Origin of the sequence: Cytobacillus sp. BC1816 (genome assembly GCF_051353635.1) — a bacterium.
Taxonomy (GTDB): domain Bacteria; phylum Bacillota; class Bacilli; order Bacillales; family Cytobacillaceae; genus Cytobacillus; species Cytobacillus oceanisediminis_C.
The window spans coordinates 1,950,660-1,969,802 of the sequence record NZ_CP195611.1 but is presented as its reverse complement, the minus strand read 5'-3'; the positions used below and the strand labels follow the sequence as shown (position 1 = coordinate 1,969,802).

General features: G+C 41.4%; 17 protein-coding genes. 4 read left to right on the top strand and 13 right to left on the bottom strand.

Features of this window, described 5'->3' with window-relative positions; translation table 11 throughout:
• Window positions 1-76 precede the first annotated feature (76 nt).
• Complete coding sequence (locus tag ACR42H_RS10285) at window positions 77-694, top strand: trimeric intracellular cation channel family protein (protein ID WP_113882042.1); 618 nt, start codon at window positions 77-79, stop codon at window positions 692-694.
• 17 nt (window positions 695-711) lie between these two features.
• Here ACR42H_RS10285 and ACR42H_RS10280 read toward each other — a convergent pair whose 3' ends face one another.
• Genes ACR42H_RS10280 through ACR42H_RS10270 form a run of 3 tightly spaced genes read right to left on the bottom strand, consistent with a single transcriptional unit; the run spans window position 712 to window position 3,599 of the window.
• Window positions 712-1,992, bottom strand: a complete 1,281-nt coding sequence (locus ACR42H_RS10280; protein WP_113882041.1) for a TRAP transporter large permease — start codon at window positions 1,990-1,992, stop codon at window positions 712-714.
• Window positions 1,993-2,011: 19 nt separating this feature from the next.
• Window positions 2,012-2,584: a TRAP transporter small permease gene (locus tag ACR42H_RS10275; protein ID WP_436375906.1), complete on the bottom strand. Its 573-nt coding sequence runs from the start codon at window positions 2,582-2,584 to the stop codon at window positions 2,012-2,014.
• 19 nt (window positions 2,585-2,603) lie between these two features.
• Complete coding sequence (locus ACR42H_RS10270) at window positions 2,604-3,599, bottom strand: DctP family TRAP transporter solute-binding subunit (protein ID WP_436375903.1); 996 nt, start codon at window positions 3,597-3,599, stop codon at window positions 2,604-2,606.
• 419 nt (window positions 3,600-4,018) lie between these two features.
• Here ACR42H_RS10270 and ACR42H_RS10265 point away from each other — a divergent pair, with 419 nt between their 5' ends.
• Both ACR42H_RS10265 and ACR42H_RS10260 read left to right on the top strand, forming a co-directional pair.
• A complete protein-coding gene (locus tag ACR42H_RS10265; RefSeq protein ID WP_436375901.1) occupies window positions 4,019-5,083 on the top strand; it encodes a YeiH family protein in 1,065 nt (354 codons plus the stop codon).
• Window positions 5,084-5,240: 157 nt separating this feature from the next.
• The gene (locus tag ACR42H_RS10260) at window positions 5,241-5,936 is read left to right on the top strand and encodes a FadR/GntR family transcriptional regulator (RefSeq protein ID WP_113882037.1); all 696 of its coding nucleotides are present in this window, start codon (window positions 5,241-5,243) and stop codon (window positions 5,934-5,936) included.
• A gap of 67 nt (window positions 5,937-6,003) precedes the next feature.
• Here ACR42H_RS10260 and ACR42H_RS10255 read toward each other — a convergent pair whose 3' ends face one another.
• The 8 genes from ACR42H_RS10255 to miaA all read right to left on the bottom strand — a co-directional run bounded on the left by ACR42H_RS10255 (window position 6,004) and on the right by miaA (window position 12,952).
• Window positions 6,004-7,089: an Ldh family oxidoreductase gene (locus ACR42H_RS10255; protein ID WP_436375899.1), complete on the bottom strand. Its 1,086-nt coding sequence runs from the start codon at window positions 7,087-7,089 to the stop codon at window positions 6,004-6,006.
• A gap of 74 nt (window positions 7,090-7,163) precedes the next feature.
• Entirely contained in the window at window positions 7,164-8,321 is a 1,158-nt protein-coding gene (locus ACR42H_RS10250; RefSeq protein ID WP_436375897.1) for a UxaA family hydrolase, read from the bottom strand.
• 2 nt (window positions 8,322-8,323) lie between these two features.
• Window positions 8,324-8,668, bottom strand: a complete 345-nt coding sequence (locus ACR42H_RS10245; RefSeq protein WP_019381820.1) for a UxaA family hydrolase — start codon at window positions 8,666-8,668, stop codon at window positions 8,324-8,326.
• A gap of 111 nt (window positions 8,669-8,779) precedes the next feature.
• Window positions 8,780-9,727, bottom strand: coding sequence for a hydroxyacid dehydrogenase (locus ACR42H_RS10240; RefSeq protein WP_436375894.1), 948 nt, complete (start codon window positions 9,725-9,727; stop codon window positions 8,780-8,782).
• A 351-nt stretch (window positions 9,728-10,078) separates the two neighbouring features.
• On the bottom strand, window positions 10,079-10,312 hold the full coding sequence (locus tag ACR42H_RS10235; RefSeq protein ID WP_113882033.1) for a glutaredoxin family protein: 234 nt from the start codon (window positions 10,310-10,312) through the stop codon (window positions 10,079-10,081).
• A gap of 72 nt (window positions 10,313-10,384) precedes the next feature.
• The gene (gene spoVK, locus ACR42H_RS10230) at window positions 10,385-11,335 is read right to left on the bottom strand and encodes a stage V sporulation protein K (protein WP_113882032.1); all 951 of its coding nucleotides are present in this window, start codon (window positions 11,333-11,335) and stop codon (window positions 10,385-10,387) included.
• Window positions 11,336-11,728: 393 nt separating this feature from the next.
• Window positions 11,729-11,962, bottom strand: a complete 234-nt coding sequence (hfq, locus tag ACR42H_RS10225; RefSeq protein ID WP_009330585.1) for an RNA chaperone Hfq — start codon at window positions 11,960-11,962, stop codon at window positions 11,729-11,731.
• Window positions 11,963-11,989: 27 nt separating this feature from the next.
• Entirely contained in the window at window positions 11,990-12,952 is a 963-nt protein-coding gene (gene miaA / locus ACR42H_RS10220; protein WP_436375889.1) for a tRNA (adenosine(37)-N6)-dimethylallyltransferase MiaA, read from the bottom strand.
• A 275-nt stretch (window positions 12,953-13,227) separates the two neighbouring features.
• Between miaA and mreBH the strand changes: the two genes are divergently transcribed.
• Window positions 13,228-14,235: a rod-share determining protein MreBH gene (gene mreBH, locus ACR42H_RS10215; protein WP_113882030.1), complete on the top strand. Its 1,008-nt coding sequence runs from the start codon at window positions 13,228-13,230 to the stop codon at window positions 14,233-14,235.
• Window positions 14,236-14,455: 220 nt separating this feature from the next.
• Here the strand turns inward: mreBH and mutL are convergent, their stop codons facing one another.
• The gene (gene mutL / locus ACR42H_RS10210) at window positions 14,456-16,369 is read right to left on the bottom strand and encodes a DNA mismatch repair endonuclease MutL (RefSeq protein WP_436375886.1); all 1,914 of its coding nucleotides are present in this window, start codon (window positions 16,367-16,369) and stop codon (window positions 14,456-14,458) included.
• A gap of 18 nt (window positions 16,370-16,387) precedes the next feature.
• A complete protein-coding gene (gene mutS / locus ACR42H_RS10205) occupies window positions 16,388-18,988 on the bottom strand; it encodes a DNA mismatch repair protein MutS (protein ID WP_436375884.1) in 2,601 nt (866 codons plus the stop codon).
• Window positions 18,989-19,143: the final 155 nt, after the last annotated feature.

Genomic DNA, 19,143 nt, shown 5'->3' with positions numbered 1-19,143 from the left:
TTGGAAAGAATTTACGTTTTTAATTAACTTAAACTTAAATAGATATATAGTTTTGCATCAAGAGGAGAAATAGCATATGACATGGGAAGTTTTAAGTATGATCGGCACTGTTGCTTTCGCTGTCAGCGGCGCAATTGTGGCGATGGAAGAAGAATATGATATTTTAGGTGTATACATCCTTGGGATTGTTACCGCTTTTGGCGGCGGGGCGATTCGAAACCTGCTAATCGGTGTTCCTGTCTCTGCCCTCTGGGAACAGGGTTTATTTTTTCAGATTGCCCTTTTATCCATCACAGCGGTAATGCTGTTCCCTAACAACCTTCTTAAACACTGGCAAAAATGGGGCAATTTCACTGACGCAATCGGCTTATCCGCCTTTGCCATCCAAGGAGCATTGTACGCAACGGAAATGAACCACCCTTTAAGCGCCGTTATCGTGGCTGCTGTATTGACAGGAAGCGGCGGGGGCATCATCCGTGACCTTCTTGCAAGAAGAAAACCGCTTGTATTACGGTCTGAAATCTATGCGGTCTGGGCTATCCTCTGCGGTTTCGCTGTCGGACTCGGAATTGCCTCAGCATCGTTTGAACTATACACTTTGTTTATTATTATTACCGCTTTGCGGGTTTTATCTTACACATATAATTGGAAGCTTCCGGTTAAGAGGCTGGGAACAAGCAAAAGCATCGGCTAGCCGATGCTTTTTTAATATTATAGGGTTGTTAAAAACATTGATATCGCAGGGAAATAAGTAATAATAAATAAATCAAAAACCATTACTGCAATAAAAGGAATTATAGCCTTGATTAATTTATCGTAGGAAACATCAGCAATTCCCTTCACTATGAATAAATCCAATCCAACAGGAGGAGTAATTAAACCAACTGATAAGTTAACAACCATGATTAATCCGAAGAAGACCGGGTCAATGCCTGCTCCCAGTGCTATTGGGAGAAGCAATGGCGTTAGGATCGTAATGGCTGCTGATGCGTTAAGGAAGCACCCTGCAATAAAGAAGATAATATTAAACATAAATAGTATTAGGTATTTATTTTCAGTTGCGTTCATTACAAGCTGTGCAAGCTGCTGAGGAATTTGTTCAGCCGTTAATAACCAGCCGAATAAATTTGCCCCGGCTATAATAAAGACAACCATTGCAGACATTTTTCCGGCGTTTATAAACGCTTCAGGTATATCCTTCCAATCCATATCTTTATAAACAAACTTATTAATGATGAAAGCATATGCAGCTGCGACTGCACCGGCTTCAGTAGGAGTAAAGATCCCGCCCCTGATGCCAAAAATAATAATTAACGGCAAGAGCAAAGCCAATATCCCTTCATATAAAGTTTTCCGGAATGTTGTGAATTCAAATGTCCTTTTTTCCTCAGAATAATTGTTTTTCCTGGTTAACCAGTAATTTAACATCATTAAAGACAAGCCTATTAATATCCCGGGTATGATGCCTGCTGTAAACAGGTCCCCTATGGAAACTCCAGCAGTTACACCGTATACAATCATGGGGATGGATGGAGGAATAACTACAGCTATTGTACCCGCACTTGCAACAGTGGCAGCTGCAAATCCTTTATCATATCCCTTGGACTCCATCATCGGGATCATCATTTTACCTACAGCTGCTGTATCTGCTGCTCCTGATCCTGATATCCCGGCAAAAAACATACTTGTTAAGGTAGAAACCTGGGCAAGACCTGCCCTTACCCAGCCCACAGCAGCAAAAGCAAATGCTGCTATTCTTTTGCCCATGCTCCCTGACATCATAAATTCCCCTGTAAGCATAAAGAATGGAATTGCCAGCAGTGGAAAGGAATCAACTGATGTAATCAAACGCTGTGGAACCACTTCAAGAGGAATATAATATATGCTTGATATAAATCCTGAAATGGAAGCTATAATTAAAGATATTGCTATTGGCACACCCAGAATCATTAATAAAAACAGTACAGCCAACACGATTACTGCTACCGTCATCAATTTCCCTCCCTTTCAGCTAACCCATATTTGTATTTTGGGGTTCTACTTGAACGACCACTCTTTCATCCCTTTTTGCAGTGTGCAGCTCCAAAATATTGACCGATGAGTGAACAAAACAGACAATTGAGCAGACTAGGACTGCTCCGTAAATAAAAGTCATATTCAATCCAAGCGAAGGAGAAATCTGCTGAACGGAGAACTTCAATATTCTTGATCCATAAATAATGAGAAACAGAAAAAGTGCACTGTTAATACATTCAACCAGCAGCATTACTTTACTTTTCCATTTTTCTGATAAATAATGATGGAGAATTTCTACTTGGGCATGCCCTTTGCTTTTATATACGATTCCGATTCCTAAAAACACGATCCATACAAACATATACCTGATAAGTTCTTCAATCCAGGTTAAATTGAAAATACTGAAGTCTACAAAAGGGAGTATACTTTTTGCAATCGCACTTTGCAGGACGTATCTTGAAAATACCTGATACACTGTGGAGATAAATGCAATGACAAAAAACAAGATAACAATATTTCTCGATATCTTATCCGCTTTGTCACTCAATTTCCCGAAAAATTCACTCATTTTTCTGCACCCCCGTTATTTATTTTAAGTTTTCTATCTTATCAAACAGCTCTTTTCCTATCGTTTCTTCAAATTCCTCATAAACCGGCTTTACTGCTTCCCTAAATGAATCCAAATCTGGATTCTCTTCAATTTCTATCTCCGTATTTTTAAGGTCCTCCAGCAGTTTTTTCTCATCCTCCAAGGCTACTTTGCGTTCATAATCAACTGCTTCTTCAGAGGCTTCAGATACTGCCTTTTGCAGTTCTTCAGGCAATGTGTCGTATGTTGTTTTACTCATAAGAAAAACAGCAGCATCATAGTTATGGGCAGTTAATGTCAAATAGCTCTGCACCTCTTGGAATTTATTTAAATAGATTTGAGCAAGCGGATTTTCCTGGCCGTCGACCACTTTTTGTTCCAAAGCAGTATATAGTTCACCGAATGGAACAGGAACAGGAGTTGAGCCAAGTGCTTTGATGAATGAGATGTATGGAGGTGACTCCTGGACTCTCAATTTTAATTTCGCTGCATCGGCACTTGTCTTAATGGGTTTCTTATTATTTGTCATATGCCTCCAGCCATTCTCCATATAGCCGAGGTTGATAAGGCCCCTGTTCTCTAAATCAGAAGCGATCTCTTTACCTATCTCCCCATCAAGGACCCGAAAAGCATGCTCCCGGCTTTCAAATAAATATGGAAGGTTAAGCAAATTAAATTTAGGGGCGAAATTGGTTACTGGTGCTACTGAACCAATATGAAAATGGATGGAGCCAATTTGCGCGCCTTCTATCTGGTCTCTTCCATTTCCTAATTGGCTGCTTGGAAATATATCAATTCTTATCCGCCCGTTAGATTTTTCTTCCACCAGCTCTTTAAACCTCAATGCCCCTTTGTGGTAAGGATGAGTTTCCGTTTGAAGATGGCCCAGTCTCAATACATATTCTGCATCCGGCTCTTTGCCATTAACATTGCTGGAGCAGCCGCTCACAAATATTAACAATAGGATTGATAAGATAGACAGATATACCCTCATAAAATTCGCCTCCCGCACTATATTGTAAGCCCTTACAAATACATGATTGAAAAACTGCAAGGATTCCTCAGATTTACCCCCGCCAATTCTACATAAATTAGCTGTTAATATTGTTAATTGATTAGACTAAATTGATTTTCCCATTAAAATCCCTCCTTTTTATTCACTATCCTGCTGATCTATTAAAATCTTTTATTTTGGAATGACTTTTCTTAAAGTAGATTAAATAAGTTATGGTACAGTCACCCAACCACTACCCATATTCTATTTATAATTTTCTAAAAAATCAATACTTTCTAAATTTTTTTGTTTAATTTTTATATTTTTCTTGATTACCCTTTATAAAAATGCTTAAATGAAATTGTATTGGTTGGGTCTCCTGACCACTGGACCAATTTTACAAAAAAGGAGGCAGAAGATTGAGTAATGCTGGAGCAACAAAACTGCATAAAGCAAAAACAGTTCCCCTTCACACAAGAAAAAAAATTAAAACCTTAAAGCTGCAAAAGGGCTGGTTAAAAGGAGTTCTGCTAACTTTAATACTTGCTGTATTAGCTGGTTCAATAGCGAAATTGCCTGTTTTTTCAGTAATGGGAATCATGATTGTTTCCATACTTCTTGGCATGAGCTGGAAAGGAATAATGGATGTGCCAGCCGATGCATCTACCGGAATCACATTCAGCAGCAAGACTCTTCTCCGCGCGGGAATTATTCTGATGGGATTAAGACTCAATGTTGAACAAATCTTTGCCGCTGGCTTTTCTCTTATTATTGTCGATATAATTGTAATCGGTTTCACTCTTATCCTTATGATGTATATCGGAAAACTTCTCTCAATCGACCGCCATTTATCAGCACTGATTGCAGTTGGAACTGCAATATGCGGGGCTGCTGCCATAGTTGCTGTTGCCCCGCTAATCCGGGCTAAAAATGAGTTTACTGCTATCTCCGTAGCTTTTATTGCCATTATGGGTACTATTGTGACAATCATTTATACTTTTTTGTTTCCCGTACTGGACCTGAGCCCTTACGATTATGGAGTATTAACAGGGGCAACTTTGCATGAGCTTGCTCATGTCATTGCAGCTTCTGCTCCAGGAGGTGATGTAAGCAGTGATACTGCCATTCTGGTGAAGCTGGGACGTGTAGCATTATTAATTCCTGCAGCGATTATACTCGGATTAATATTTAATAAGCACAGCTTAAACAAACAGAATACCAGATTCAGAGATTTGCCGGTCCCATGGTTTATCTTTGGCTTTCTGTTTATGTGCCTGATTAATACGGCTGGCATACTTTCTGATAGAATGACCCAAATGCTAATCGCACTAAGTATCTTTTTATTATCTATGGCCATGGCAGGCTTAGGTTTAGGAGTTAATTATACTGAATTTAAAAAGTTAAACAGTAAGGTAATTTTTACGGGAACTTTTGGAGCTGCCGCCTTAGCAGCATTAGGATTTTTAATCGTTTATTTCATTTAAAGCTGCCTATGAAGGCAGCTCTATTTACCCTTTTGAGAAATTTAAGACAGCGGTGTTGATTACTTGACCCGTTAATGATTTAATAAAATAGGTTGGGCCATTGAACCATTTTCCCTATAAAAAAAGCCCATCAGTAAATTTGCTTGGAGGGGTATATTTGGACATTAATAGAAAAGGAATTTCGGAGCAGGTAGCCGATAGTATAAAGAAAAAAATCCAAAATGGCGTATACAGAGCAGGTGAAAAAATCCCCGGTGAAAGAGAAATGGGAAATGAGCTTTCTGTCAGCAGGAATACAGTAAGGGAAGCCTATAAAATACTCGAAGCATATGGGTATTTGACCGCCAAACACGGAACTGGGGTCTTTGTAGCTTCACCTGAGCAGCAAATACAAAAAATGACTGAAGCTTTTTTTGTATCCTCTGATCAATTTAAGGATTTCTTCTCGGTCAGAAAAATTCTTGAGGAATGGACAGTAAAATGGTCCATAGAGAATTCAAGCCCTGATCTTATTCAGCAATTAGATCAAATCCTTAAGGAAGCAAACGAAATTGTAAGCGGTGACCAGGATTTTGACCGTCTGGCTGAATTGGATCATAAATTTCATATGACGCTTGCCGATCATTCAAATAATGTGGTTTTAGTAAGAATTATGCACTTTTTAATCGATCTTCTGTCCGAGTCACGTACAAAATCAATTAACATTCCGGGCCGTGCTTTAAAATCTGTCCAGGAGCACGAAAAGATTCTTGAGGCAATAAAGCAGAACAACATTGAGTTGGCTCAGGAACGTATGATAGACCATATTGAAAGTGTAGAATGTTCGATTTCTCAAAATACATTATCCAGCTAAAAAAGCTGTTATGGTGTTTATATGCCTCATCCAATTGGATGGGTCAATAATCACCATACAGCTTTTTTTAAAGAGAAAAGCTTTTACTGGAATGGTCAAGTGACATTGCCTCAGGAAAAGGGATATGGAAATCCGCCCCCAATTCTTTTAATTCCTGTTCAACATTGCCTGATAATTCAATTCCTGTTAATTGCCTGCTGGCACTTTCTCTTTTTCTTCTTTCCCCCGGGTAGCGTATTTCACTTACATCTGGTTTCTTAGGAACTTCTTTCATTTCCTGCAGCAAATTTTGAATAGAGGTAAAGAACAGTGTTAAATCCATAAACTTTTTAATATCCAGTAACAAAAAGAAGTGTCCAACATTTGCATTCTCTGTTTCATTGTCATCATAAAGATTTTTCACATGGGGGCCAAATGCGGCTCCTGAAAGTACACCAGTTAATATCTCAACAGCAAGCGCGAGTGCAGCCCCTTTTGCTCCGCCAAGCGGTAATACAGATCCTTTTAAGGCAGCCGCAGGTTCCTTGGTGGGATACCCATCTTCATCAATTGCCCAGCCATCCGGTATTTCAGTTCCCTGTTTTGCGGCCAATATGATTTTCCCTCTAGCCACTATACTGGTTGATAAATCAATTATTACAGGCTGATCGTTGCCAGTTGGAAAGCCAAACGCGATTGGGTTAGTGCCAAAGAAAGCTTCCTTCCCTCCCCAGGGTGCGATCCCTGGCGGGGAATTAGTAAAGCCTATACATGCGAGATTCTGCTCGCATGCCATTTGGCAAAAATACGAAGCAGTCCCAAAATGATTGCTATTACGAATCGCGATTGCTGCAGTGCCGCTTTCTTTTGCTATTTCAATACCTTCTTTAATCGCCTTCCAGCTTACTACATGACCCAGGCCATTATCGCCATCAATCTGAAGCACGGTTGGAGCTTTTTTTGTTACTTTAATATCTGGATTCACATTTATTCTTTTATCCATAAATCGTTTGGCGTAAATGGGAAGTCTGCTGATCCCGTGACTATCTGTACCTTCTAAGTTTGCTTTTACCAGTGAATCCGCGACAACTTCCGAATAATCTTTGCGCATTCCCATTTTTTCAAGAACTTTTTCACAGAATTCCTTTAGATCCGATTCATTATATGTGTTCATGTCTAAACTCCTTTTTTTGTACTCTCTTTAAAAAAGGATTCTCCCCGCTCAAAAATGTGCAGGGAGAAATTGAATCAGGCGCTTCGGTATAGTTTTGTCATGACAAATTCACGATGTCCCAAAGCTTCAGCACTGGTCAAGCGGCCATTTACCGTACGGCAAATAACTTCCATTAATTTGTCGCCTGCTTCTTCCAGGGAAATCTGACGGGACAATAATCCCTGTACATCTACATCAATATGCTCGCTCATTGTTCCAGCTGTTATCGGATTTGCGGTAATTTTCACAACTGGCTCAATTGGATTTCCGATAATATTACCCTGCCCTGTTGGGAAAAGATGGAGTACTGCACCGCCAGCTGCCATTAACGTAATGCATTCTGCAGCTGCTGAAGAAGTATCCATAAAATACAAGCCCTTGCCATTCTCTGGCTTTTCTGCTGGGTCAAGCACCCCAATTACTTCCTTCGTGCCCGTTTTGGCAATATTTCCAAGAGCCTTTTCTTCTATAGTTGATAGGCCTCCTGCAATATTTCCCTGTGTTGGCTGTGAGCCAAGCAAATCTACTCCTTTGGATTCGATTTCGCCTACATAATCTTTATAAATAGCCATAAACTTTTCATGAAGTTCAGGCGTTGCCATTCTTTGTGCGATTAGATGTTCTCCACCTGTTAATTCAGATGTTTCCCCAAAGAATACCGTCGCACCGGCATCAACCAGGCGGTCAACTGCCTGAGATACTGTTGGGCATGATCCCAGTCCTGTAGTCGTATCCGATTCCCCGCACTTAATGCTGATCGTTAAATCTTTTAGTTCAATCGGCTCTCTCTGCAGTTCAGATGCCCATTGAACATACTCTTTAGCTTTCCATGATGCTTGTCGGATTGTTTCAAAGTCGCCATTTCCCTCGATAGAAAAATAGGATACTGGTTTGCCAGTTTCTGCAATACCTTCCGCGATCTTCTTGGACCAGTTTTCTTCAATGCCGATGACAATAACCGCTGCCACATTTGGATTTGAACCGGTTCCTATCATTGTTCTGAAATGAAGGTCAAGGTCTGGTCCATACTGGAGTCTTCCATATGCGTGAGGAAGGGCCATCGTTCCTTGAACTTGTCTTGCAACAGCCTCACAGGCAGCATTTGAGATATCATCAACAGGCAAAATGATGACATGATTGCGTATACCAACTTTTCCATTTTCTCTGCGGTAACCCATTAGTGTATTATTCATATTTACCACCTCGCCGTTTTAATATTATGAGTATGGACATAGTCTCCTACAGCCCATTCCGTTGTTGTTAACCCAATTTGAATTCCGTATTTTAAGACTGGCTGATTACTCTTTAAGTCCACTAATGAAATTTTATGCCCTAAAGGAATATCCCCGCGAGACTTTACAGACACCTCAGAATTATCATCCATAAAGATTCCGATAACCTGTTCTCCTTCTTTTATTGGACTAGTCGCTACCCCTACATGATCTCCCTTATGATGAATTAAAAACTTATGTGTGCTAACCTCTTTAGACTCAGGAGAATGCGTGTCTGCCAGAGTTGTAGATTGACTGTTATTACTCATTCGATTACCTCCTTTTTATTTTGGTTGGGTGACCCAACCACTGTTTATAGGTTAATTAAACCACTCCTAAATGGCAAAGTCAATTATTTATTTAAATTTTCGGAAACTTTTTTAAATTACACATAAAGACGGCTGATTTTTCATAACCTTTGCTACTTCCTTTGCCACCAATAGAGAAGTTCTAATTTGTGATTCTTCCGTTAAACCAGCAATATGCGGAGTAATGACAGCATTTGAGCAGGTCAATAGTTTGTTCGACTGGTGAATTGGTTCTTCCTCAAGTACATCCAGAAACGCTCCTGCAATCGAACCATTGGTCAAAGCAGCTTCAAGATCAAGTTCATTTATAATACCGCCTCGGGACGTATTAATAATATAGGAAGAAACCTTCATTGATTGAAGTTCTGTCTCGGAGATTAAATACTTGGTTGAAGGTGTAAGCGGGACATGCAAGGAAATAAAATCACATTCAGCAAGCAGATCTGTTAATTCTTTTATTTGAACCCCAGTTTCAGAAACGATGTGATCATAATCCGCGATAAAGGGATCATAGCCGATCACTTTCATTCCAAACGATTTTGCTCTTTTGGCAACGCGATGAGAGATTTCACCTAACCCTATAAGGCCCAGCGTTTTACCCGCTAGTTCCATCCCGGTGTATGTTTTTCTATCCCAATTTCCTTTCCTGACATCATAATCAGCAAGATGTAGAGGCCGGGAAACACTTAGCATGGCCATCATCACATACTCTGCCACCGAAGTGGCATTGGCATTTTTAGCATAAACAACTGGAATTCCCATTTTCTTTGCTGATTTTGTGTCTATATTATCAAGTCCAACTCCAAGCCTGCCTATAACCTTTAATTGAAGACCAGCTGCCATTAATTCCTGATCTACAATTGTTTGATTTCTTACAATTAATCCATCGTAATTGTTGATTTTTCTCAATAATTCTTCACGGTTACTCCATAGATTTTCATCATAATCCACTTGAAAGCCATTATTTATTAACTCTTCAATTCCTTCTTTCCAGATTAGTTCAGTAATTAGGATTTTCATTTCTCAAGCTCCTTCCAGAATAAAATGGTTAGGTGACCCAACCACTTATAATTATTAAAACACCACCAGGAATTTCGGTCAATGTTTTTTGAAAATTCTTTCTTCAAAATAAAAAACATCAGTTTATCCTGATGTTTTTTTGAAATTACACTTAGAAATTCAAACAGAATCATGGTTCAGATGTTTATTTGCCGGTTTAAGCTGTTTGTTTGCCAGTTCAGTCACTTTCTTTGCAAAATTTCCTATTTATTTGCGAATATAGGTACTTTTTTTGCTAATATGCAATTTTATTTGCAGAGTTCACAATTCCATAAAAAAGACCTGCTCCACCATGAGCGGGCCCCCTCTATATTATTGCTTCACATTCGCCATTATCGTATTTGGATCAAAGCCAATAACCCAATTGCCATTCACATTGATCTGCGGCACTCCCATTTGTCCAGTGGTTGCAACCAGTTTTTGTGCCTCTCGCTGGTCATTCTGCACATTAACCTCTTTATACTCCAGTCCTTGCTCATCCAGAAAATTCTTCACCATCGTACAGTAAGGACATGTATTGGTCGTATAAACCGTAATATTGTTCATTTTATATTCCTCCTTCAGTAAAAAAACAATGCCAATGTTCTTTGACACTGTCTTTTTTTATTAAATATCCCCTTAATCGGCTTCTTCAAACACCAAATCATTGCTTCTGATGGTCATCAGATCATGTTTGTCATAGCAGTTTTGCAATAATAGACGCATGGCCTGTGTCCGGATTGATTTTTCAATGATATTTCGGATGTAGCGCCCGTTCGAAAAACTGTTTGGGCTGAGATTATTTTTCACAAAGTGTAAGTGCTCCCTCAGTTTCTTTTCAGATTCGTGGCTTAATGTATATTCCCGTTCCTTCAGCATCCGCTCCCCGATTTCCATCAGCTGCTCAATCGAATAGTCAGGAAAGTCAACAACTAGGGGGAACCGGGAATGAAGGCCAGGATTCAGCGTCAGGAAGTGATTCATTTCTCTTGAGTAGCCCGCCAGTATCAGAATAAATTCATGCTGGCGGTCTTCCATATGCTTAACGAGAGTGTCAATGGCTTCCTTGCCAAAGTCTTTTTCTCCGCCTCTTCCTAAGGAGTATGCTTCATCGATGAACAGGATTCCGCCTATCGCTTTTTTCACCAGATCCCTTGTCTTCTGGGCGGTATGACCAATGTATTCACCGACAAGATCAGCGCGCTCAGCTTCAATTAGATGACCTTTTGACAGTACATTCATTTTTTGAAAAAGCTTGCCTATTAATCGGGCAACCGTAGTCTTACCGGTGCCGGGATTGCCTTTGAACATCATATGCAATGCCTGCTTTCCAGCTTTGAGACCGGCTTCCTCCCGCTTTTTATTCACATAAATCCACGCATAGATCTCCTTTATCATTTTTTTCATCTCTTCCATTCCCACAAGAGCGCCAAGTTCTTCTTCAATTTCTTTCAGAGCTGTATGCTCAGGCGGAATGGCTTTTGGAGCCGCTTGGGATTCGGGAAGCTCTTTTGTGTATGTTTTTCTCTTTTGTGAATTGAGCACGATGCTGATCTGTCCGTTATTCTTCAGGCGAATCGGCTGGTCCAAAAGCTATCACCTCACATTCTTAGCACAGTATACGCATAGAAGTAATCGTTGTGACAAAAGCCTATATGCATCCGCAAGATTACGGTTATTAGGCTAAAATCCGACAAGTTCCCTCGCGTTTCAGCAATCACTGATGCATGAGTGTCGGTTCATGCGGTTTCCCGAGAAATAAGTTGAAATTTTCGCCTGTTCGGGCTTTCCTCCGCTTTAGTTGCTGCGATACCTGGAAGCATTCTGCCTTTTCATGGAAAACAAGCCCAGCAGGCAGGCTCCCTCATATCTATATGTATTCAGCCAACCTCCATTTCATTAAAAATATTTGCGTTGTCTTTGCATAAGAAAATAGCCCGCTTCAATTAAAGCGGGCTTTTCTTCTGAATGTTAACTTTTATATTATTGCTGGTTTTCCATATCCAGCTGAACATTGCGCTGTGGAACGAAGGTAGAAATGGCATGCTTATAAACGAGCTGCTGCTTGCCTTCTGACTCGAATAATACCGTGAAATTATCAAAGCCTTTGATTTGGCCTCTAATTTGGAATCCATTTAACAAAAATACAGTACAATTAATATTATCCTTGCGTAGCTGATTAAGAACCTGATCCTGAATATTGATTGCTGATTTCATTATAATCCTCCTCTTTTATCTCTATCATTATGTATTCGATTTTATTTTCAGCTTTCCTTCAATATGAGCAGAAATTTCAGCGAATTTTTTTTCAAACTCATGAGGGCCGGCTGTATCGGACATATCAAACCATTCCACATTCATCTTGTTTCGAAACCATGTTAGCTGCCTTTTTGCATATCTTCTTGAATTTTGCTTCAGATTTCCTACGGCATCCTCCAGAGAAACACGTCCATTAAAGTATTCATACAGCTCTTTATACCCGATGGCTTGTATGGACTGGCAATCCTTTAATCCCTGATCATATAGGGCTCTTACCTCTTCAAGCAAGCCTTCCTTCATCATGATCTCAACCCGGAGATTGATGCGTTCATATAAGGTATCCCGGTCCATGGTCAACCCAATCAGCGCCGTATCATAAAGAAGTGCTGGATCCTGATTCTCCTGATACTGAGACATCGTTTTCCCTGTGCAATGGTAAATTTCCAATGCCCTGACCACTCTTCGAATGTTATTGGGGTGAATTTTTTCCGCACTTTCAGGGTCTATGTCCAAAAGCTCCTTGAAAAGAGCATCGTTCCCTTCCCTTTCGGCGCGATCCTCTAATGTTTTTCTGAATTCCTCATCTGAAGGCGCATCAGAGAATTGGTAATCATAAATAACGGATTGAATATACAATCCCGTGCCTCCAACAATCATTGGAAGTTTGCCTCTTGAAGTGATCTCTGTGATTTTGCTGCGGACCAGTTCCTGAAATTCAGCAGCCGAAAAGGGGTCTTCAGGATTTTTGATGTCAATCAGATGATGCGGAATTCCTTCCATCTCTTCTTCTTTAATTTTTGCCGTGCCGATATCCATGCTTTTATATATTTGCATAGAATCTCCGCTGATGATCTCGGCATTAAATCTTTTTGCCAGAAGGATGCTTAATTTTGTTTTTCCAACAGCTGTAGGGCCAATCAGCACTGCAAGCTTTTCTTTTTCACTCATCTGTTCACTGCCTTTACTGCCATTCTAATTATTATCCTACCATATAGCAGGAAAATTTTTCAGGTATCATCTTACCATTCTTTTTATAAAAACAGAACATTTATGCATTATGAACAAGTTTCACCTTTCCTATTCGACAAGTTTCCTAAAATTTTCTTATAAAATTACATTTTATTAACGATTCCATAACAAACAAAGGGTAACCCCCAAAATCATGTTAATTTATTAGAAGGTTATATTGTGACAATATAAATTTGAAATTGGGTGAAGAATTCATGTTAAATACATCTGAAATTGGAATTGACTTAGGAACTGCTAATATCCTTGTATACAGCAAAACAAAAGGCATTATCCTTAATGAACCTTCTGTTGTAGCAATTGATACAGAAACGAAAAAAGTGTTAGCTGTTGGTAAAGAAGCAAAGGAAATGATCGGGAAAACACCAGGCCGCATCGTTGCCATCCGTCCGCTTAAAGACGGGGTTATTGCCGACTATGACACCACTACTGAAATGCTTCGCCAGGTTATGCGAAAAGCATCGAAAAAAGTCGGATTTGCAATCAGGAAGCCGAATGTCGTTGTTTGTACGCCATCTGGTTCTACAAGTGTTGAAAGAAGAGCCATCCATGATGCTGTCCGCAATGCAGGAGCGAAGAAGGTACATCTGATCGAAGAGCCTGTAGCAGCAGCAATTGGTTCAGGCATGCCTGTCGATGAGCCTGTCGCGAACGTGGTTGTTGACATTGGCGGCGGTTCAACAGAAGTAGCCATCATCTCTTTCGGCGGAGTGGTAGCCTGCAATTCCATCCGGATTGGCGGCGACAGACTTGACGATGATATTATTCAATATGTGCGTAAAGAATACAACGTCCTGATCGGAGAAAGAACAGCCGAGCATATTAAAATGGAAATCGGCTACGCGCTGGTTGACCACGAAGAACTGACAATGGAAGTGCGCGGCCGAGACCTTGTTACAGGCCTGCCTAAGACGATTACTCTAACTTCATATGAAATCCGTGATGCAATCAAAGAATCATTGCTTCACATTCTTGAAGCAATCCGTGCAACATTAGAGGACAGTCCGGCTGAACTCAGCGGAGACATCGTAGACCGCGGTGTGATCCTTTCCGGCGGCGGTGCCCTTTTAAACGGCATGCAGGAATGGCTTTCACAGGAAATTGTAGTCCCTGTACATCTTGCACCTAGCCCGCTTGAATCTGTAGCGATTGGAACAGGAAAAGCCCTGAAATTTATTGATAAATTGCATACAGCAGTGAGATAAGCTATAAGAAAAGCATCCATTTCGCGAAATGGATGCTTTGTTTGTTTGGTATAGTGATGTTTTGAGCAAAAAAAGGTTTTTATCGTAGAAATAAAGTTTTTTATGAGCGAAATGAGCTAAAAAAGAAAATTAGGGACGGAACGCCGATTAGTTTACATAACATAATTATCGTCTATAAATTAAAAAACGCCGAACCACTCTGGTTCGGCGTCGCTCTTTTCTACATTACTCTCTTAAACATTTTCTCCATTTCATAAGTGGAGTAATGAATGATGATCGGCCGTCCATGCGGGCATGTGAACGGATCGGAAGACCTCCGCAATTCATCAAGCAGCGCCTGGATTTCATCATTGCGGAGGTGGTGGTTCGCTTTAATGGAAGCTTTACAGCTCATCATAATGGCAGCTTCCTCACGCAGCTTTTTAATATCAACTCTCTTCATGGCTAAAAGCTGTTCAATCATATCCTCGATGATTTCCTGTTCCTCGCCTTTAGGCAGCCATTGCGGATGGGAACGGACAATAAAGCTGTTATGTCCGAACTGCTCAAGGAATACCCCCACTTTCTCAAGCTCGCCTTTGTATTCATCAATTTTAATATAATCATCCGTTGAGTATTCAAATGTCAGCGGTATAAGCATTTCCTGCAATTCACTTTCAACCTGGCCGACTTTCTCCCTGAAATACTCGTACTTAATCCGCTCCTGGGCGGCGTGCTGATCAATTATATAAAGGCCCCGGTCATTTTGGGCAAAAATATATGTCCCATGCATTTGCCCAATTGGATAGAGCGGCGGCACCCGGGATGGCTCCTCCACTGTGGCGGTCTCTGCAAAAAACTGTTTCAATCCTGCAGCTCTCGGCTCTTCGGGCTGGAATATGTGCTGATCCGCTTCAGGCAATTCTTCAGCTGAAGGGCTTAATTCCATGAAAGGAGCATCCTGCAAGTCAGGAGATTCTGCTGCTGCCGGTTGAACTGGAGGGCTTTGCAGAACTGCCCCATTCGGGTACTGCCGGATAGCTTCCTCCCTCGTTTCACGCACATAAGAAGGCACATGCTCCCGATGCTCAGGCAAATGATCCAGATCAAGAGCCGTCTGTTCTGACTTAGGCTTTATGGTCTTCGGCTGTGTAAATCCGGAAGGGATCAGTTCCTCTTTTTTAAATGCTGCCTTCAAAGCACCTGATACAAGCTCATTCAATTCATGTTCCTTGCTTAAGCGCACCTCCATTTTCGATGGATGGACGTTCACATCGACAAGGAGCGGATCCATTTCAATGTTCAGGAGCACAATCGGGTAGCGGCCGATTGGCAGCAAAGTATGATACCCCTCCTGAATGGCTTTGGCCAATGAGTAATTCTTGATAAAGCGGCCGTTGATCATGGTAGAAATGTAGTTTCTTGATGCCCTTGTAATCTCCGGCAGGGCAGCATAGCCGCTGATTTTAAAATCAAGTGAGCTTGCTTCAATCCGAACCATCTTTTTCACAATATTGATCCCATAAATAGCTGCAAGCACCTGCCGGACATCCCCATTTCCGTTCGTCTGCAGGAGCTTTCGCTCATTATGGATCAGGCGGATGGCGACCTCCGGATGGGCGAGCGCAAGCCTGTTAACCACATCTGTAATATTGCCAAGCTCTGTGTGAATCGTCTTCATATATTTAAGCCTTGCCGGCGTGTTGAAAAATAAATCCGTCACGGTAAGGTCAGTCCCTTTTCTGCCGGGTGCCTTTTCCATCACTTCGACTTTTCCGCCTTCGATGACAACACGTGTGCCGGCATCCCCGGTTGAGGTTTTCATTTCAATTCTCGAAACTGACGCAATACTTGGCAATGCCTCTCCTCGGAATCCGAGCGTGCGGATGCGGAAAAGGTCATTTTCGTCTTTAATTTTACTGGTGGCATGGCGATGAAAGGCATTCAGGACATCATCTTCTTCAATACCATCGCCATTATCGATAATGCGGATTTTGGCCAGGCCGGCTTCTTCCGCTTCGATTTCAATAATCGTACTTCCGGCATCGATCGAGTTCTCCATCAATTCTTTTACCACCGATGCTGGCCTCTCCACCACCTCGCCGGCAGCAATTTTATTAGAAAGCGCATCCTCCAGCTGAATGATTTTCCCCATCTCGTCACCCCCTGTTTTTTAATTCTTCAATTTCCTGTGCAGTTCATATAATGTATTTAACGCCTGCATTGGTGTCATATCAAGGATATCGAGCGCTTTGACTTTATCAATAGCCTTTTTTTCCTTAGAGCTTATTGAAGGTTTCTTTACATCTTCAGGCTCCTCAAAGAAAGATAATTGGGCAGCAGGATCTGCCATTTTTTCTGCTGCAGGAATCTCTTTTTTTACAGGACCGGGATCGTTCGATTCCAGCCCTGTTAAAATTTCATTTGCCCTTACAATCAGTTCATTCGGGAGCTCTGCAAGCTGGGCAACATGGATTCCGTAACTCTTATCTGCCGCTCCTTCCTTAATTTTATGAAGGAACACAACCCGTCCATTTTGCTCGACTGCGCTGACATGGATGTTTTTCACCTTCTGCAGTTCTTCTTCAAGCACCGTCAATTCATGATAATGCGTGGAAAATAAAGTCTTCGCACCAATCCGGTTGTGAATATATTCAATGATTGCCTGCGCCAATGCCATCCCATCATAGGTGGATGTTCCGCGCCCGATTTCATCGAACAGTATCAAACTGTTTTGAGTGGCATTCACAATCGCATTTCTCGCTTCAAGCATCTCGACCATGAACGTACTCTGGCCGGAAATAAGGTCATCGGCGGCTCCGATTCTCGTAAATACCTGGTCGAAAATTGGCAGCACGGCTTCAGAAGCAGGCACATAGCAGCCGATTTGCGCTAAAATCGCGGTCAGGGCGATTTGCCGCATATACGTACTTTTACCGGACATATTCGGCCCTGTAATCAGCAGCATTTCCCGGTCCGCATCCATATAACAGTCATTCGGCACATATTCCTGTGCGTTCAGGACTTTTTCAACGACAGGATGGCGGCCGTCTTTGATATAAACCCGTCTATCATTTGAAAAATTTGGCTTTGTATAATGTCTTTGCTCGCTGACAGCGGAGAAGCACTGAAGTACATCCAGCTCACTTACCGTTTTCGCCAGTTTTTGCAATCTCGGAATAAATTCTTTTACATGTTCGCGGACATTCGTAAATAATTCATACTCGAGCTCCACACACTTTTCCTGTGCTTCCAGTATGAGTGATTCTTTTTCCTTTAATTCAGGCGTAATAAATCGTTCAGCATTGGTCAGGGTCTGTTTGCGCTCATATTGCCCTTCTTTCAGAAGATGCAGGTTAGCGCGAGTAACTTCAATATAATAGCCAAACACACGGTTAAAACCGATTTTTAATGATTTAATGCCTGTTTTTTCACGTTCCTGCTTCTCAAGCTGGGCAATCCAGGTTTTCCCGTTGCGGCTTGCATCACGGTACTTATCCAGCTCTTCATGATAGCCGTCCTGAATGATGTTTCCATCCTTCAAAGACAGCGGCGGATTTTCCATTATCGCGCTTTCCAAAGTATCCGTGACTTCTTCACATGCATCCAGGCGCTCAGCAAGCCTCACTGCTTCCTCATTGGGCAGATTTGAGACCATTTCTTTTAAAACAGGTATCTGCTGAAGAGATTTCTTAAGCTGCACAAGGTCGCGGGCATTTACATTTCCAAATGCCACTCTTCCTGCAAGGCGTTCCAGGTCATAGACTTCCTTCAGTTTTTCCCGGATTTCTTCCCGTTCAAAGAAAGAGTGAATAAGCGTTTCAACCAGCGAATGGCGGCGTTTGATTTCCTGTTCATCAATGAGCGGCCTGTCGATCCATTGCTTTAAAAGCCTGCCCCCCATTGCAGTCTTCGTTTCATCCAGGAGCCATAACAGTGAGCCCTTCTTGCCTTTGCTGCGGATGGTTTCTGTCAGCTCAAGATTTTTTTTTGAAAAAAAATCGATTTTCATGTATTGATTGATCTGATAAGTAGCCACTTTTTGAAGGTGATCCAGGCTCCTCTTCTGCGTACGGTACAAGTAATTAATCAGTCTGGAAGAAGTTGCCCTAAGCTTGTCCTGATTTAAATCATCCAGAAGTCCCTCGAAAGTGTCCCGGACTCCGCAATCATCCTCGAATGAAATCGCCATGACGGAGCGTTCTTTCATTCTCCTCTGCCACTCTCCATCAAAGTCTGAAGAAATGACTACTTCCTTTGCTCCTGACATGGACAGCTCGTTCAAAACCTCATCAAACCCGCTGCTTAACATCGTTACCTTTGTCTCACCTGTTGATAAATCATTGGTGGCAAATCCAAAAGTTTCATCCTCAAAGACTGAAATTGATGCAATATAGTTGTTTTCTTTTTCCTGAAGGCCTTTACCTTCCATCATTGTTCCAGGTGTGATAAGCTGTACGACTTCCCGCTTCACAACTCCTTTTGCCTGTTTCGGATCTTCTGTTTGCTCGCAGATCGCGACTTTGTATCCTTTTTCAATCAATTGTTCAATATAAACCGGTGCTGAATGATACGGCACCCCGCACATGGGAATCCGTTCTTCCGTGCCTCCCTCGCGGCTGGTTAATGTGATTTCAAGCTCCTGTGACGCTTTAAGTGCATCCTCGAAAAACATTTCGTAAAAGTCGCCAAGGCGAAAAAATAAAAAGGCATCCTGATATTCTGCCTTTACCCTTAAATATTGCTGTATCATAGGCGTGTATGCTGCTGCCATAACTTCCTCCAACGATCCATAATCTATTATTTTAAAATCCTGTTTTAGAGATTTCCTCTAAAAACGTCTTTTTCATTATATCATAGATTATCGGCTGACTCAGAGGTGCAATATTTGCCTTGACATTTCTCTTATATTGATAGGCTTATATATTG

Bases quoted from the DNA above. Each gene is read 5' to 3' on its own strand.
- ACR42H_RS10285 (WP_113882042.1), top strand. From the start codon at position 77: ATGACATGGGAAGTTTTAAGTATGATCGGCACTGTTGCTTTCGCTGTC.
- ACR42H_RS10280 (WP_113882041.1), bottom strand. From the start codon at position 1,992: ATGACGGTAGCAGTAATCGTGTTGGCTGTACTGTTTTTATTAATGATT.
- ACR42H_RS10275 (WP_436375906.1), bottom strand. From the start codon at position 2,584: ATGAGTGAATTTTTCGGGAAATTGAGTGACAAAGCGGATAAGATATCG.
- ACR42H_RS10270 (WP_436375903.1), bottom strand. From the start codon at position 3,599: ATGAGGGTATATCTGTCTATCTTATCAATCCTATTGTTAATATTTGTG.
- ACR42H_RS10255 (WP_436375899.1), bottom strand. From the start codon at position 7,089: ATGAACACATATAATGAATCGGATCTAAAGGAATTCTGTGAAAAAGTT.
- ACR42H_RS10250 (WP_436375897.1), bottom strand. From the start codon at position 8,321: ATGAATAATACACTAATGGGTTACCGCAGAGAAAATGGAAAAGTTGGT.
- ACR42H_RS10245 (WP_019381820.1), bottom strand. From the start codon at position 8,668: ATGAGTAATAACAGTCAATCTACAACTCTGGCAGACACGCATTCTCCT.
- ACR42H_RS10240 (WP_436375894.1), bottom strand. From the start codon at position 9,727: ATGAAAATCCTAATTACTGAACTAATCTGGAAAGAAGGAATTGAAGAG.
- ACR42H_RS10235 (WP_113882033.1), bottom strand. From the start codon at position 10,312: ATGAACAATATTACGGTTTATACGACCAATACATGTCCTTACTGTACG.
- hfq (WP_009330585.1), bottom strand. From the start codon at position 11,962: ATGAAATCAGCAATCAATATTCAGGATCAGGTTCTTAATCAGCTACGC.
- miaA (WP_436375889.1), bottom strand. From the start codon at position 12,952: ATGAGTGAAAAAGAAAAGCTTGCAGTGCTGATTGGCCCTACAGCTGTT.
- mreBH (WP_113882030.1), top strand. From the start codon at position 13,228: ATGTTAAATACATCTGAAATTGGAATTGACTTAGGAACTGCTAATATC.
- mutL (WP_436375886.1), bottom strand. From the start codon at position 16,369: ATGGGGAAAATCATTCAGCTGGAGGATGCGCTTTCTAATAAAATTGCT.
- mutS (WP_436375884.1), bottom strand. From the start codon at position 18,988: ATGGCAGCAGCATACACGCCTATGATACAGCAATATTTAAGGGTAAAG.